Source organism: Moraxella nasicaprae (assembly GCF_025643275.1).
In the GTDB taxonomy this organism is placed as follows: Bacteria; Pseudomonadota; Gammaproteobacteria; order Pseudomonadales; family Moraxellaceae; genus Moraxella; species Moraxella nasicaprae.
Genome location: NZ_CP089977.1, coordinates 344531 through 361408 on the forward strand (window position 1 = coordinate 344531; position 16878 = coordinate 361408).

Annotated in this window: 15 protein-coding genes; 9 read left to right on the forward strand and 6 right to left on the reverse strand. The window is 44.1% G+C overall.

From position 1 onward, the window contains the following. The first annotated feature begins 182 nt into the window (after positions 1 to 182). Positions 183 to 692, forward strand: a complete 510-nt coding sequence (locus tag LU297_RS01460) for a peptidylprolyl isomerase (protein ID WP_263076648.1) — start codon at positions 183 to 185, stop codon at positions 690 to 692. Continuing rightward, entirely contained in the window at positions 692 to 1486 is a 795-nt protein-coding gene (locus tag LU297_RS01465) for a UDP-2,3-diacylglucosamine diphosphatase (protein ID WP_263076649.1), read from the forward strand. The genes LU297_RS01460 and LU297_RS01465 overlap by 1 nt, the downstream gene beginning before the upstream one ends. Positions 1487 to 1527: 41 nt before the next feature. Here the strand turns inward: LU297_RS01465 and orn are convergent, their stop codons facing one another. Then, positions 1528 to 2115, reverse strand: a complete 588-nt coding sequence (gene orn, locus LU297_RS01470) for an oligoribonuclease (protein WP_263076650.1) — start codon at positions 2113 to 2115, stop codon at positions 1528 to 1530. A 217-nt stretch (positions 2116 to 2332) separates the two neighbouring features. Between orn and LU297_RS01475 the strand changes: the two genes are divergently transcribed. The 5 genes from LU297_RS01475 (at position 2333) to LU297_RS01495 (ending at position 9735) form a co-directional block, all read left to right on the forward strand. Then, positions 2333 to 4195, forward strand: a complete 1863-nt coding sequence (locus LU297_RS01475) for a transferrin-binding protein-like solute binding protein (RefSeq protein ID WP_263076651.1) — start codon at positions 2333 to 2335, stop codon at positions 4193 to 4195. A 77-nt stretch (positions 4196 to 4272) separates the two neighbouring features. Then, a complete protein-coding gene (locus LU297_RS01480; protein ID WP_263076652.1) occupies positions 4273 to 7107 on the forward strand; it encodes a lactoferrin/transferrin family TonB-dependent receptor in 2835 nt (944 codons plus the stop codon). Positions 7108 to 7278: 171 nt separating this feature from the next. Further along, on the forward strand, positions 7279 to 7914 hold the full coding sequence (locus LU297_RS01485) for a DUF2062 domain-containing protein (protein ID WP_263076653.1): 636 nt from the start codon (positions 7279 to 7281) through the stop codon (positions 7912 to 7914). Between the two features lie 242 nt (positions 7915 to 8156). Then, the gene (gene metK / locus LU297_RS01490) at positions 8157 to 9317 is read left to right on the forward strand and encodes a methionine adenosyltransferase (protein ID WP_263076654.1); all 1161 of its coding nucleotides are present in this window, start codon (positions 8157 to 8159) and stop codon (positions 9315 to 9317) included. Positions 9318 to 9393: 76 nt separating this feature from the next. Then, positions 9394 to 9735, forward strand: coding sequence for a DUF3144 domain-containing protein (locus LU297_RS01495; RefSeq protein WP_263076655.1), 342 nt, complete (start codon positions 9394 to 9396; stop codon positions 9733 to 9735). Positions 9736 to 10076: 341 nt separating this feature from the next. Here the strand turns inward: LU297_RS01495 and lolD are convergent, their stop codons facing one another. Beyond that, positions 10077 to 10751, reverse strand: coding sequence for a lipoprotein-releasing ABC transporter ATP-binding protein LolD (gene lolD, locus LU297_RS01500; protein WP_263076656.1), 675 nt, complete (start codon positions 10749 to 10751; stop codon positions 10077 to 10079). A gap of 9 nt (positions 10752 to 10760) precedes the next feature. Further along, a complete protein-coding gene (locus tag LU297_RS01505) occupies positions 10761 to 12008 on the reverse strand; it encodes a lipoprotein-releasing ABC transporter permease subunit (RefSeq protein WP_263076657.1) in 1248 nt (415 codons plus the stop codon). Positions 12009 to 12141: 133 nt separating this feature from the next. Between LU297_RS01505 and LU297_RS01510 the strand changes: the two genes are divergently transcribed. Next, positions 12142 to 13110 (forward strand): hypothetical protein, encoded by a 969-nt coding sequence (locus tag LU297_RS01510; protein WP_263076658.1) that lies wholly within the window; start codon positions 12142 to 12144, stop codon positions 13108 to 13110. Between the two features lie 69 nt (positions 13111 to 13179). Here the strand turns inward: LU297_RS01510 and LU297_RS01515 are convergent, their stop codons facing one another. The 3 genes from LU297_RS01515 to LU297_RS01525 are packed head-to-tail and all read right to left on the reverse strand — an operon-like array spanning position 13180 to position 15535. Continuing rightward, on the reverse strand, positions 13180 to 13881 hold the full coding sequence (locus tag LU297_RS01515; RefSeq protein ID WP_263076659.1) for an LrgB family protein: 702 nt from the start codon (positions 13879 to 13881) through the stop codon (positions 13180 to 13182). 2 nt (positions 13882 to 13883) lie between these two features. Then, on the reverse strand, positions 13884 to 14264 hold the full coding sequence (locus tag LU297_RS01520; protein WP_263076660.1) for a CidA/LrgA family protein: 381 nt from the start codon (positions 14262 to 14264) through the stop codon (positions 13884 to 13886). Between the two features lie 11 nt (positions 14265 to 14275). Then, positions 14276 to 15535 (reverse strand): FAD-dependent monooxygenase, encoded by a 1260-nt coding sequence (locus LU297_RS01525; protein ID WP_263076661.1) that lies wholly within the window; start codon positions 15533 to 15535, stop codon positions 14276 to 14278. Between the two features lie 148 nt (positions 15536 to 15683). On the opposite strand from LU297_RS01525, the gene LU297_RS01530 reads away from it, so the two are divergent. Then, positions 15684 to 16856 (forward strand): MFS transporter, encoded by a 1173-nt coding sequence (locus LU297_RS01530; protein WP_263076662.1) that lies wholly within the window; start codon positions 15684 to 15686, stop codon positions 16854 to 16856. The last annotated feature ends 22 nt before the right edge of the window (positions 16857 to 16878 follow it).

Here is a 16878-nt window from a genome sequence, read left to right on the forward strand (position 1 = left end):
TTATCCAATTCTAACATAACAGACTGACAACGCAAGAATTTTTTACCTGTTGGTACTAATTTTCTTTATCCTTGTTAAAGTTGTGCTATAATGCTTGCAATACTCACGCCAAATCCATTTATTTTTGGTATTTGGCAAACATTATCAGACCTATTTATTGTGTTAATTTTAAGGAAATCGTTATGGATTTACCAATCGTACAGCTTGAAACCACCGCTGGCAATATCGTGCTTGAACTAAACAGCGAAAAAGCACCATTGACCGTTGCCAACTTCATCGATTATGTTGAGTCAGGTCATTATGATGGTACTATTTTTCACCGTGTGATTGATGGCTTTATGATTCAAGGCGGTGGCATGACTGCTGACATGAGCGAAAAAAATACTGGCACGCCAATCAAAAATGAAGCGGATAACGGTCTTGCCAACAAAACTGGCACGATTGCCATGGCTCGTACCTCTGACCCACACTCTGCTACTGCTCAATTTTTCATCAATGTCAAAGACAATGATTTTCTAAACTATTCAAGCCCAACACCACAAGGTTGGGGCTATGCCGTATTCGGTCAGGTCATCGAGGGCATGGATGTTGTTAATCAAATCAAAGGCGTGCCAACAGGTCGTTTTGGCTATCACGCTGATGTGCCAACAACACCAATCGTCATCAATACCGCCAAAGTCGTCAAGAAATAATGCCTAGTGTTGATTATTTTTTGACCAAAAAACCGTCTGACATTCAGGCGGTTTTTGTTAGCGATTTACATCTATCTGCCCAAACAGACGCATTTAACCGTGCTTTTGTTCATCTGCTGACGGATTTGTCGCACCTGCCTCATCTTAATGCAGTCTATATTTTAGGCGATTGGCTTGATGGCTGGATTGGCGATGATGATTATTTATCACTGGATTCTGCCCAAAAAAACACCCATTGGCTGACACCTATTTTGACCGCCCTAACCGCTCTGAGCCAAAAAAATATCGCCATCTATGTCATGTGTGGCAATCGAGATTTTGCCATCAGTCAAAAATTATGCGATATTTTTCATGGTACATTGATTAAAGAACCTTATCAATTAACCACCAAGCACCACACCATTCGCCTAGAACATGGCGATGCTCTATGCACTGACGATAAGTCCTATCAACGCTATCGCAGCATCATTCGCAATCGTATCATATTACAGATTTTGCTCATGCTGCCATTGTCATACAGACGCAAAATCGCTGGCAACATCAAACAACAATCCCATCAAGACAAACAAAAAAAATCCAGCAATATCATGGATGTCAATCCAAAAACCGTCCAAGATGCCCTACAACATTGTGATGTGTTATTACACGGTCATACGCATCGCCCTGCCATACACACCCATGAAAATAAAACCAGAATCGTACTGGGCGACTGGCGATTAACCGACCAAAAAGTATCTGCACACATCGTGATGATGATTGATGACGAGCTTCATTTGGCAGAATTTCACGCATAAAAAAATCCGTTTAAAAAAAACGGATTTTTTAGTTAATATCATCAATCAAGCAATTTAAAAAAATGCTCACGGTAATGACGAAGTTCACGAATAGAATCTCGAATATCGTCCAACGCCAGATGCGAACCGCTTTTTTGATAACCATCAATCAAATCAGGTCGCCAACGATAGCACAGCTCTTTGACAGAAGACACATCAAGATTGCGATAATGAAAATAGGCTTCTAACTTTGGCATTTGGCGAGCCAAAAAACGGCGGTCTTGGCAGATGGAGTTACCGCACATTGGCGATATGCCAGCATCGACCCATTTTTTCAAAAATTCAATGGTCTGCTCTTCGGCATCAGCCAAAGTGACTTTGCTGCGTCGTACACGGTCGGTAAGACCTGATTGTCCATGCTGCTTGGTACACCACTCGTCCATGCCGTTTAGGATAATGTCTGGCACTTTGATGGCAAGCACAGGACCTTCGGCAAGGATATTTAAATCATCGTCAGTAACAATGGTGGCAATCTCAATGATTTCATCTTTTTGGGTGTCAAGCCCTGTCATTTCCAAATCAATCCAAATCAAGGCTTTTTTTGCTTTGGCAGACGGTTTTGGTGTATGGATTTTTAGTTTATCACTCATGGTAAATTTCCAATCTTTTTTGCCATTTTAGCATACTGACAAGCCATCGACCAAGTGCTAATTTACATAAAAATATGATGCCAAATCGCCCAATCAATCTATTTTTGGTATATCAGTAACAATCTCTTTACATTTTTGTTCAAATATCATACAATTTAAATATAATGATAATTGTTCTTATTATCATTTTTACTCAAAAATAAAAGGGAGTCTTCTGATGAAACATATCCAAAAACACCCACTTGCTGTTCTGATTGGTGCCGTCATGCTGACCGCTTGTTCTAGTGGTGGCGGTGGTTTTGATTTACCAAGCACAGGCAGTACCGCCATACCAGTCGCCACCAAACCAAACACAGCAGGTACGACTGGCTCGGGTGGCTCGGGCGGTCAGTCCACCACCCAGACCACGCCAGCAGCCCCACCCAGCTATCAAGATGAAAACAATCAAAGACGCACCATTGACACCAGTACCAGTCAAGCAGCCTTGGGTTATGTGGTTGATATTCCACGCCGTCATAACAATGCTGAAATCGCCAATATTCAGACACCAAAAGCCACCAATTATGCACTAGACAATCTGCCTTATGCTGACGAAATCAAAGCCAGACCAAAAGCCAGCGAAGACGGCTTGGTGCATTCTCACGACGGTGGTTCGCCATCTCGCACTCGCTCATTTGATTATGTGCGTTCAGGTTATTTTATTGACACCGAAGCTGGCGTATTGTTTATCAAAAATGAAGAAACAGGCAAACGAGATATGTATCAAGGGGCATCTGGCGTGGTCTATTATCAAGGCACAAGACCCTCAACCACCCTGCCCACGCAAAGTATCAAATATCAAGGTGTTTGGGATTTTGTGAGTAATGCCGATAAAACTCGCACCAATTTGGCTGATGGCTTTACCAGAGACAACCAAAGCTCACCTGCCAACGCATCAGGGGCAACCCCGCTTGATGCCTATGTCAATCACAGAATTGATGGCAAAAAATTGGCTCACAGTAGCGAATTTGATGTAGATTTTGGTTCAAAAACTTTGACAGGTAAACTTTATAGCAATGGCTATGTCGCCACACAAGACAGCGAGCAAAAAATCAACGAAAACTACACCGTCGATGCCAAAATTCACGGCAATCGCTTCAAAGGCACCGCCACAGCCACGCAGAACAATCACGAGATTTTTGGTAAAAATGGCGAACTTGAAGGCGGGTTTTTTGGTGAAAAAGCCGAAGAACTGGCAGGTAAATTTCTAGCCGAAGATAACTCTTTATTTGCCACTTTTGCCGCCAAAAGAGACAAAGTTAGCGATGATGACTTACAAAAATCATTTGATGCCATCAGTATCGCCACCGATACTGACAATCTACAAAAAAGCGATTTGGACACTTTTGGTAATGTGGCTTACTTGGTATTAGATGGCAAGCCTTTATCGCTCCTACCAGCAGACAAAACCAAATTTGCCGATATGGCATTTTATGATACCGTTGTACACCAGCACAATGACAAGAGCATCTCTGTTGGTGTATGTTGCAATAATTTAGACTATGTCAAATTTGGCAACTATGCCACCGCCAATCAAGATGGTGGCGTAACCAGACTAAGCGATGGGCATTTGTTCTTGCTTGGCGAACGCACTGATACCAATAAAATCCCAAATTCAGGCACAGCACACTATCGAGGTACTTGGGAAGGCTATATTGAAAGTAAAGATGGTCGCAGATGGTCAGAGAGTGCTGGTAATGGCGAGGCGGACAATCGTTCACGCTTTGATATGGATTTTGGCAACAAAAGTTTTACAGGCAAGCTCATCGCCAAAAATGGCACAGAGGATTTACCACTGCTGACACTTGATGGCAAAATCATTGGCAATGGCTTTACAGGCACAGCCAAAACTCGTGCAAATGGCTTTACGCTTGACGCTGGTAGCACAGGCAATGCCGCCATCGCTCATCTAAATGCTGATGTTATTGGCGGATTCTATGGACCAGACGGTTTGGAGATTGGTGGTATCATTCACGCCAATCAAGCTAATGCAGATAAAGTTGGCATTGTCTTTGGTGGTAAACGCCAAACCAAAAAATAAGACTTTTGTATTACTTTTGGCAAGCCAGTCTTACAAACTGGCTTGTCTGTGTTGATATTATCAAGGAATGAGTATTTATGAATCATTTTCATCAAAAACCAACCATGCTATTTTTGGCAATCAGCACCATTTTATTTAGTAGCATTGCTCACGCTCAGCAGACCGATGACGACAATGATGAAACCGTCGTCAATCTTGGCACTCAAACCGCCAATATCAAACTTCGCACCACACGCAAAACCAACGAAATCACAGGACTTGGTAAAATCGCCAAACAAAGTCGTGATATTGACCAAGAAATGGTACTGGGCATTCGTGATTTGACTCGCTATGATCCTGGCATTTCGGTTGTCGAGCAAGGTCGTGGAGCAACTTCTGGCTATGCCATTCGTGGTGTAGATAAAAACCGAGTTGCTATTAGTGTCGATGGACTTAGTCAAGCACAATCTTATCTGACACGACGGACGCTGGCAGGTAGTGGCTCTATCAATGAAATTGAATATGAAAACATCAAAAGTATTGAGCTAAGCAAAGGGGCAAGTTCTTCCGAATATGGCAATGGTGCTTTGGGCGGTGCGGTTGGTTTTGTTACCAAAGACCCAAGTGATGTGCTTAAAGATGGGCAAAATTGGGGTGTGGATACCAAAAGCAGTTATAGTAGCAAAAACAAGCAATTTACCCAATCTGTCTCTGGTGCGGTCAAGCTGGGCAATTTTGAGCAACTTGCCATCTATACACACAAAGAAGGAGAGGAAACTCACGGGCATAAAGCCGCTGATGATTATGTGCATCATTATCAGCCTTTGACAGGTTATTTTGAAGAATATCGACTCAATAGCAGTACGCCAGAAGTACGCAATCGTGGCTACTATCTGGTAGCTGATGACTGCCCGACACTTGACTGCACCCCAACAATCATCGCCAGTCCAAATAATAACAAAACCCCCATTCGTACCACGCCAGCACTGACTGATAAAGAGCAGCTGCAGGCAAACAGCACTCGCTATCCAACGCATACCGCTAGCACCAAAGCCTATACAGGCATTGATCGCATTCACGCCAATCCTATGGAACAAAAAAGCCAATCCATTTTTTATAAAGCAGGCTATGACATCACACCAGCACATCGTGTGGAGGGTGTGGCTGAATACACCAAACAAAGGTACGACATTCAAGATATGACTTTGCCCGCCTACTACACACAAAGTGATGTTGATGGTCAGCCAAGCCGTCTAACACAAGGCAGTGTCAATGCCGAGACGGGGCTTGCTGTGGGCAACTCTGGCATTCCTGATGTGGCGGATAATCCTTTGAGTGGACTGGTGTTTAACATTGGCAGCAGTAAATATGGGGCAAGATATAGTCGCACTCGATATTTTGACGAGCGACACAACAAAAATCGTCTGGGTTTATCATATCATTATACAAGCCCTGATAAAAAAGGTCTGATTGACCACGCCCAAATCCAGCTAGACAGACAAGTCATTGATTTGGATAGCACTGTGCATTTGGGGCGTTGTAATGATTATCCCAATTTGGACAAATGCCGTGCCAGTATTGATAAGCCTTGGTCTTGGTATGGGAGCGAGCAAAACAACTATCAAGAAAAACAACTGTCGCTACGCCTAAATTTTGATAAGCTCTTTCATTTGGCTGGCGGACGGCACAAACTTAGTCTAAGCACTGGCATCAACGACCTACGCTCTATTTTGGCACGCCAAGCAATGCAGGTAGAATATGTCTCAGCAGGCTATGACAACATCTACCATCAAGGACATAATGGCTCTTATGAAAAACCCTATATTTATCAAAGAGTAACACCAACCCTACAAACACTCTCATCGTGTAACGAATCCAATGGCGATAACAACAGCTGCCAGCCACGCATCATCGATGGCAAACAATACCATCTGGCAGTGCGTCATCACGCCCATCTGAACCCTTATTTGGATTTGGGGCTGGGCGTACGCTACGACCATCATCGCTTTGATTCAGATGACAGCTGGACAGTAACGGATAATTATCACAACATATCCTACAATGCTGGCATTAACTTTCGCCCAACCGACAATCTGGTATTATCCTATCGCTATGCCAATGGATTTCGTGTGCCGTCATTTTATGAATTATATGGCGATAGGGTCGGTGCGTCTGGCAAAGATAATGAATATTCTAATAGAGGCTACACCAGCCGAGTGGCTCCAAAGGCTGAAAAATCGCATAACCACGAATTTGGCATTGGAATTTTGGGCAAATTTGGTCAGTTAGAAACCAGCGTTTTTTATAATCAGTATAAAAATTTGATTGCTCGTGGCGATCGATCAAAAGCAATCATACGCATTACCGATTTTTATAATATGCAAGACATCAGCTTGCAAGGCGTGAATGTGCTAGGCAAACTCTTTTGGCATGATGTGTCCGCCAAATTACTAGACGGTCTATATTCCACGCTCGCCTACAACCATATCAAGGTCAAAAAACGCCAAATCCATGATGGTTTTACGATGACAACCGATCCCATCTTGGATGCAATCCAGCCTGCCCGTGTGGTTGCTGGTATCGGCTATGATGACCCAGACGGTCAATGGGGCTTTTATCACACCTTGACATATTCGCAAGCAAAGAAAGCGGACGAGCTGACAGGCAATGCGTACTATGGCATCTATCGTGTCAATCTTAATAGCAAAACCAGCAAAGATTGGTACACGCACGATTTGACCGCCTATCGCCGCTTGGGTCGTCATTTTACCTTGCGTGCTGGCGTGTATAATCTGATGAATCACAAATACAGCACTTGGGAGAGTGTGCGACAATCGGGTGTCAATGCCGTCAATCAAGATTTTGGCACAAACACCGCTCGCTACGCTGCTCCTGGTCGAAATTTTGTACTGACCTTGGAAAGTAAATTTTAGCCAATATAATCAAATTGACCAGCCAGTCAATCACACAAAAACCCACGCCAAGCCATCATTAACCAAAAACCAACGATTTTTTGGAAGGTTTTGCGTGGGATTTTTGTGCAAAATTTGCTATAATCTTACAATATTATCACGCATCAAATAGCCCAAACGCAGCCAAAGATTATGCCAAAGAATAAACTAAAAGCCTGGTTACCCACTCCTGAAAAACTTCGTGAAAACCGACTGGTTGGTATGTTTGCACCATTTTTGGCAGACCCTAGACTTTGGCAGATGAACCGAAATTCTTTAAATCGTGCGGTATTTATCGGTGTATTAGCAGCATTTTTTCCCCTGCCAGGTCAGATGCCACTTGCCATCATTGGTTCGCTTTTGGTTCGTGCCAACATTCCTATGGCGATAGCCTTAACTTGGATTACTAATCCTTTGACCGCCATTCCTGTATTTTGGGTGGCGTATTGCTTAGGAGCATTTTTGCTAGGCGAGCCAATTTTGGGCATACGGGACATCGGTGTGTTTTTAACCGACTTAACGCTATGGCTAACTGCTGATGGCATCAACCCTTTTACCCGTCATCAGATTTTTTCTTGGCAGGCGTTTGCCTTAGGCTTAGTATTATCCGCCATCATCACCAGTACCGTGCTAGGATTGGCGTTTCGCTGGTTTTGGCAATATCGCACCATCAAAGATTGGCAAGCACGACATGGATATAACGCCAAAGCACCCAAATTTTCTAGCCAAAAAGGTCATAAGCAACGAGAACAACAAAAACAACCGATTGATGAAGATTTTTCCATCTAAATATCCATTTTGACACCTAGTTAAAACGCTGATTGGTGGTTTTTTCATGGTCATATAACAATTATTCATTAGCAATCATCATCATTTTAGCGTATAATTTTCCGCCAAATACCCAAAGATTTTTTGGTATCTGATGCTTGGAGCATCAAGATGTTTGCTTGCATGATGGGTATTTCTTTTGTCAAGCCTAAAAAAGCCACCAAAAGTCATGCAATTTTTTTATTAAATTAAGCGAATTTTTTATGAATTATCATCTATTTACCTCAGAATCGGTCAGCGAAGGTCATCCAGATAAGATGGCCGACCAAATCTCAGACGCCTTGCTTGATGCCATCTTAACCCAAGACAAAGACGCTCGTGTGGCGTGCGAAACCTTGGTAAAAACAGGGGCAGTGGTACTGGCAGGCGAAATCAGTACACACGCCAATATTGATGTTGAAGCCATTGTGCGTCAAACAGTCAATGACATTGGCTATAATCACTCCGACTTAGGATTTGACGGCTCAACCTGTGCGGTCATCAACATGATTGGCAAGCAGTCGCCAGAAATCGCACAAGGGGTAGATAGACAACGCCCAGAAGACCAAGGGGCTGGCGATCAGGGATTGATGTTTGGCTATGCGACTATTGAAACCGATGTGTTGATGCCTGCACCAATCCAACTATCGCATCGCTTGATGGAATGCCAAGCCAGATTGCGTAAAGATGGCACTTTGCCATGGTTGCGTCCCGACGCCAAAGCTCAGGTTACTTTGCGTTATGATGATAATTTTAAACCTGTGGCGGTTGATGCGTTGGTCTTATCCACCCAGCATGACCCAGACATCAGCTATGATAACCTAAAAGAAGCAGTGATGGAAGAAATCATCAAAAAAACCATTCCTGCCGAACTGCTGCACAAAGACACCTTATATCACATCAACCCAACAGGCAAATTTGTCATCGGTGGTCCTGTGGGCGATGCTGGTCTGACAGGTCGCAAAATCATCGTTGATACCTATGGTGGCATGGCACGACATGGTGGCGGTGCATTCTCTGGTAAAGACCCTTCAAAAGTGGACAGAAGTGCTGCCTATGCTGGTCGTTATGTTGCCAAAAACATCGTAGCAGCAGGTCTGGCTGATCGCTGTGAAGTGCAGGTTAGCTACGCCATCGGTGTTGCTGAACCAACTTCCATCTCGGTCAATACCTTTGGTACAGGCAAAATCAGCGATGAACAAATCATTCGTCTGATTCGCACTCACTTCGACCTGCGTCCTTATGGCATCACTCGCATGCTAGATTTGCTACAACCCATGTATCAAATCACCGCAAGCTATGGTCATTTTGGTCGTGATGGCTCCAACCATGCCTTTACTTGGGAAAAAACCGATAAAGCAGAAGCCTTGCGTGCTGACATCTGATTAAGATACAAATTGACAGTTTGCTCATTAAGCCTTAGAATAAATGCGTTCTAAGGCTTTTTATTAGGAAAAAACAATGAGCAATCAACCAAACAACGAAAACTTTAATGAAGAAGAATTTCAAGCTCAAATGAATGCTTTTTTTGAGCGTGCAGATGCCATCATTAATCTTGCCAATAGTCAACTTAGCCCAAGCTCGCACTCTGGGCAAGTGGCCGCATCGCTCAACTATGCCGCTGCTCGTTTTGCCATCTCGGCTGCAACCATCGGCTTTGTTAAAGGCAGTGACTTAGCAAAAGAAAAAGATGAGATTATTAAGTTTTATACACAAAAATATCAACAAATGCTCATCGAAAATCTTGACCAATACATCGAAAATTTTGATAAATATGTTCAGCTTACTGACCAGCAAGGCTGATGATTTGACATCAGATTGTTCATCATCTGGCCACCAAGAGTCATCTTTGTACTACAGTATGGTTGGTTTAGCTTTAAAAAACCGTCAAAATCGCCCAAGCCAAGCCTGTGGGCAGAGCGGTTTTTTGTTAAATTTTCCAAGCTCATCACAAACAAAAAAACTTAAAGCGGTGTATTTTTAAGTTTAATTAGCCATACAATAAATTTGTATGTCCGTCCTGATGACAGCGATAATCAAACATCATAAAAAAAACACAATGCCATCAACATTGTGTTTTTGCTTATCTCTCCAACCAATCACATACCGCTTATGGTCAAATCATTCAAAATTTGGCTTGATACTCATGCCCACTGACCACTTTTCATGGTCAAAATACGGTCTGCTTTGGCAGCAAGCTGACGGTCATGCGTGACCATCAATAATGCCATGCCAATCGATGATTGTAATTCACTAAGCAGCTCAAAAACCATCTGAGCATTTTCATCGTCCAAATTACCCGTTGGCTCGTCCGCCATCACAAGACTGGGTTTGGTGACCAAAGCACGAGCAATGGCAACACGCTGTCTTTCGCCACCTGACAGCTCGCTGGGGCGATGATGACAGCGATGAGACAGACCTACTCTATCTAGCAGTTCATTTGCTTGTCGCTTGGCCTCTTTGATGCCAACTTCATGACGCATGAGTAATGGCATGGCAACATTTTCGGTTGCACTAAACTCTGGCAATAGATGATGAAATTGATAAATGAACCCCAAATGACGGTTACGAAGCTCGCCACGCTGTGTTTCATTAAGCGAACTTAGGCAAACATCGCCCAACCACACCTCGCCTGTGGTCGGAATATCCAGCCCACCAAGCAAATGGAGCAAGGTAGATTTACCAGAACCGCTACTGCCCACGATGGCGACTTTTTCGCCAGCCTGCACGGTCAAATCCAGCCCCGACAACACTTCGGTGTGGATTTTGCCTTCTTGATACACTTTGCTGATATTTTTGGCTTGCAATACAATGCTCATCACACACTCCTATTCATAGCGTAGCGTTTGGGCTGGCTGGATTTTGGCAGCTTTATAGGCAGGATAAATCGTCATCAAAAAACTCAGCAAAAATGACGCAATCACAATCAATGCCACATCAGCAAACTGCACCTGCGATGGCAGATAATCCATGCCAAAATACACACTGCCGTCAAATAAACTGATGCCAAAAGTGCGACTGATTAAAATCAAAATATCATTGACCGTCAAAGCAAGCGTGACACCTAACACCGTACCCAGCACCGTACCAATCACGCCAATAATCATGCCTTGCACCATGAAGGTTTGCATCACAAGTTTGGGCGATGCACCAAAGGTTTTTAGGATAGCAATGTCTGATTTTTTGTCCGTTACCAGCATGACAAGGCTTGATACGATGTTGAATGCCGCCACAATCACGATTAAAAATAGCAACAATCCAATCATGGCTTTTTCCATGCGAATGGCACTAAATAGATTGCCGTGCGTATTCGTCCAGTCGCCTGGCAGTAGATTGCCAGCGTCCAATGATGCTGCTTTTTGGGCAACTTGTGGGGCAACAAAAATATCGCTCAATTTCATACGCAGACCCTGAGCCCCTTCTGGCAATCGAAGCATCACGCCTGCATCACGCATCTGCACAAAACCCATCGCACTATCGACTTCATTGCTGATGCGAAACACACCCACCAGCGTAAATCGCTTAAATCTTGGGATAACGCCCGCTGCTGATGGCGAGGCCTCTGGCAATACCAAAGTCACTTTATCGCCTAACTGCAAGCCTAATGAAATCGCCATGCTCTCGCCCAGCACAATACCAAACTCGCCTTCTTTAAGGTCATCAAGACTACCTGCCAGCATATGCTCATCGATGATGGATACTTGTTTTTCATAAGCAGGGTCAATGCCTGTCACCATCACGCCAGATACCTGACCTTCGGAGGTGAGCATGCCTTGCAAATGAATAAAGGGGGCGACTGCCTGTACCTCTTTATTGTCATCTTGGATTTGTTTGGCGAGCGGCTGCCAATCGGTAATGATGTCATAAGAGCTGACTGTCGCTTGGGGTACCATGCCCAAAATTTTTGATTTTAGCTCTTTGTCAAAGCCATTCATCACAGATAAAACGGTAATCAACACCGCCACACCCAATGTCAGACCAATCATCGAAATGAGTGAAATGAACGAAATAAAGCCATTTTTTCGTTTGGCTTTCGTGTAGCGAAGTCCAATGAACAAAGCTAACGGACGAAACATAGTCATTTTCCAAAAATTAAAATAGACGCATATTTTACCAATTATTAACGATAAACGCCAATCAAACCGCTTCTTGTCTTGATTTTTTTATAAAAATCCCCATGATGTCAGCAGGTTTTTTTGAGATTTTATCATGACAAACAGCACACAGACTTTTCATTACCGCTATCAACACGACACACCTGTGATGAAGATTGACTTACCCAAAGACAAAAACGCCAGTCACGGCGACCATTGGGCGATTTTGACAGAACACATTGGTGATGATGTGCCAAACTGGCTACAACAGATGCTAGATAAGGCGACTTTACCAGTCGGATTGGGACAAAATCACGCCAACGCAGGCAAATTATTGATTGGCACTAATGACACTTGTCACATCAAACAGATTCTTGCCATCAAAGACGGTAAGCCACAATCATTCATCAACGCCTTTCCTGCGGTCAATAGCCCATATGGTCTCACTTGCCAAATCGAACGCATCATTCGCTGCGATGAGACTTCTGATGCGATTTTACGCCTCAAAACCCCCGATGGAGCAATCATCTACGCCTTTGACCAGCTATACGCCATCAATCGCACCGAATATCGTGCCAATACAGATTATTATGTCAATTTTAGTGCGTGGGCATATAACATCGAACCCAGTCGAGATGATGAGACGATTTTGGTTGAAGACCAAGACGCCATTCGCTATCATCGTGCCTTTAATGACATTGTTGCTGCCAATGATGGCAAAGTACCCAATGACATCGATGAACAAATTCGCCAATGGCAACCAAAGGACCATAATCCAGATGAGCCATTTGCCCCTGTTGAAATCAATCTAGGACACATGTGTGCCTATCTGTTTGGCGAGACTTTCGGTCAAGAAGACGAAGCATGGTGTCAAGGTCAGGTGCTTGGCAAATCATCTGACAGCTTTTTTGGACAAGACATCACTCTATTTGATGTGGTCATTCTAAGAGAACCTGACGCTCAGCCATTTGTGGTGCGTATTGCCACCCCAAGCACACCGCAGACGCACAGCATTCAAGTTCATGACTACATTCAGGCAAACATTTGGCTACAAGCTACCATCTACGCTGCCAACCAAAAATAACTGGTTAAACAAAAAACGCAAGACAATCAAGCTTGCGTTTTTTTGTGATTGATGAACATTGATTGTCGATCAAGGCAGTAAATACGGAACAAAAATCGGGGCAAGAAAAGCGGTGATGATGCCATTTAAAATCAGCCCCAAAGTTGCATACGCCACATAGCGAGAGCCAAGCTGCATCGAGCGAGCCGTCCCCAAAGCATGTGATGCCGTCCCCAACGATAAGCCTGTCGCCATTGGGCGATGAGATTTGGCGGTGCGTAGTACATACACACCCACCATCTGACCAACCACGCCTGCCACCAATACCGTCGCTGAGGCAATACCCACCACACCGCCTAGCTGCTCAGTCACTTCGATGGCAATCGGCATTGTTACTGATTTGGCAGCCACAGCAATCATGCTTGCCTGACTACCGCCAAGCCATCTGACCAATAGCACCCCTGTGATGATACCAAGCACGCTACCAATCATCTGCGAGGTCAAGATAGGCAACCACTGCACCTTGATTTTTTGCCATTGTACATACAAAGGAATGGCAAGACACACCACCACAGGTTGCAACCAAAAGGTCAAATAACTGCTGGCTTTTTCAAAACTTTGCCATTCAATGTTCAAAAATTTTAACACAGCAATCACCACAATCGTGGTAATCAGCGTTGGATTGATGAGTGGTTGCTTGGTTTTTTGTCGCAACCAAACACAGCATTCAAATACCGCAATCAATAAAAACAACAACAAAAACGGACTGCTTGACAATGCCTTAAAATCCATCTCTACCCCTTTTGATTTTTATTTGCTGGTGTATTGGTGCGTTTTTGTAGGATTCTTAATCCCTGATAAGACCATGCTGTCCCAATCAAAACCAACACCGTGCTGACTGCCGTACCCACCAGCAATACCCAAAAATCATCACGAATCACATCAAGATACTGCATGATAGAGATACAAGCAGGCACAACCAGTAGCACCAGATAATCCAGCAGCACTTTGGCAAGTTTTTCCATTGTGCTTAATTTCACCAGTCCTGATTGTAAAGCAAAAAACAGTAGCAACAAGCCAATCACACTGGGTGGCAAAGGCAAGGTAAGCCACTCAACAAGCACCTGACCGATGAATAGGCAACCAAAAACAATCAAAATTGCTTTTAAGACCATCTCAATAACCCTTAGGATTTTAAACCCATTGCATAACTTGCCACCATCGGCTTAATACCTGGAATTTTGTCAAAAGCAATCAGTCCAACATTGCGAGCAAACTTCATCACAGGATTGGTGCTGGTAAAACTACCCACCACCGTATCACAAAATTTGATGACTCTTTTTTGGTCACTTAGGCGAGAGCGTTCATAATGAGACAATCTGGCATAATCGCCAAAATCATAGCCATCATCACCTGCCTGACTTTTGGCGCGTGCCAGTAGCTGTGCTAGACTTCTGGCATCTCTTAGACACAGATTAAAGCCCTGCCCTGCCACAGGGTGCAAGGTATGAGCAGCATTACCCATCAGCACAAAGCGTCCCAAGACTTGTCTGTCCGCCAGCACCTTGCTCAGCGGATAAGCACCTCGCCTGCCTGTCGCCAAAAAACGCCCTGCACTATCGCCAAACACCTGTTGCAAAGTCTGCAAATAGTACGCATCATCAGTCAGGTAACGCTCTTCTTCGCCTTTTGGGCAAATAAACACCACAGAGCGGCGATGACCCTTAGTATCATCTGTACCACCATCGCCAAGACCATCTGTCAAAGGTAGTACCGCCAAAGGCCCTGCACTACTAAATCGCTCAATGGCAATATGCTGGTGCGGCTTATCCGTCTGCACCACGCCAACAATGCCCACCTGCTCATAGTCGTGTGCCTGTATGCCAATGTTTAACAGCTGTCTGATTGGCGAATCCCTACCATCACACGCCACCACCAACGGAGCGGATAATTGCATCGCTGGCGTATCATCGTCAAACACCACCTTGACGATGGCCTGCTTTTCATCTTGACTGATGTCAATCACACTAGCTCCATCATATAGCGTGATGTGATGATTATCCTTGACCGCCAACAATAGCTGTCTGCCCATGTGTGCATTTTCGATGACCTGACCAAAACTCTCCACACCCTCTTCATGTTTATTAAGCCTTGCTCGACCAAAACTACCAAGCTCACTGATGGTAACTTCATCGATACGGCAAGCATGGCTTTTTAGTCTATCCCACAGACCAATCTCTTGATAAATTTGTACCGTTTTGCGAGAAAGTGCCGTATTGCGACTGTCCAAGTATGCCTTTCTTTCAAGGTCTTCATCAGGGCTAATCTTTGGGTATCGCTGCTTTTCGATGATGGTGCTATCAATGCCAAAATGAGCCAATAATAAAGCAAAAGATAAGCCCACTTGCCCACCGCCAACAATCAACACATGATTTGGGTTATTCATAATCAGTCCAATGTCATCAGTCTCATAGATAATCGGCTAATTTTAGCAGATTTTTGGTAAATTTGATATGAATGCATCAAGCGTATTCTAAAAGAACGATAAATCAAGTACAATAAATTCCATCACCCATTGTATTAAGTGTCCGATTATGAACAAGCAACCAAGCCTCTTAGAACGACTGACCATCGCCATGATTGGTTTTTTTGCCTTTTTACAAGTGTATTCAGTACAGGCGATTTTGCCCGTATTGCAGTCTGATTTACACGCCAGTGAAGTTCAGATTGGCATGGCAGTTGGTGCAACAGTGCTTGCCATTGCTCTGATTTCACCATTCATTGGTATGCTTTCTGATGCCTTTGGACGCAAGCGATTCATTGTCGGTTCGCTGTTTTTATTGGCGTTACCAACGGCGATGATTGGCTTTGGGCATACCGTTGATGAGTTGATTTTTTGGCGATTTTTACAAGGGCTGAGCATTCCTGGTATCACGGTTGTGCTGATTGCCTACATCAGCGAAGAATACAAAGACAGCCTGACCGCCATGATGTCTTTGTATGTCTCTGGTACGGTACTAGGTGGATTTAGTGGACGATTTTTTGCAGGCTATTTGGAACATTTTATCGGCTGGCGTTATGGCTATTTGGCGATGGCAGGCTTGACGCTCATTGGGGCGGTGTGGGTGCTAAACAGTCTGCCCACCTCACGGCATTTTGTGGTGAGCGAAAACTTCAAATCCGCTTTTGCCACGCTCATCAGCCACACCAAAAATCCCCATGTCATCAGCAGCTGTGTGCTTGGTGGCTGTGTGCTGTTTTCTTTGGTGGGTTGTTTTACTTTCATCAATCTGCATTTGGCAGACGCTCCCTATCAACTCTCCACCGCACAGCTTGCCAATATTTTTTCTATTTATTTGATTGGCATGGCAATCACACCTTTGACCACACAACTGATTGCTCGTGCTGGCATGGTTAAAACCATCATGCTTGCCATCAGCCTATCCGTCATTGGCATCATACTGACGCTTAGCACGCCTTTATCTTTGGTCATCGTTGGTTTAACTTTAATGTCATCAGGCGTATTCATCACTCAGTCAGCAACCATCAGTTATCTGACCAGTCATGTCAATCAAGGTCGTTCGCTGGCATCAGGCTTATACTATTTTAGCTACTATGGTGGCGGTTTTATTGGTGCTTATGGCTGTGCCATCGCCTATCAAATGGGAGCTTGGAATGGCACAGTTGTGTTGATTTTGATATTGCAACTGATGGCCTTGATGATTGCTTGGTTTTTTATGCACCAAAAAACCCAATCTGCCCATTAGCCAAGCCCCACCAGACCACCAC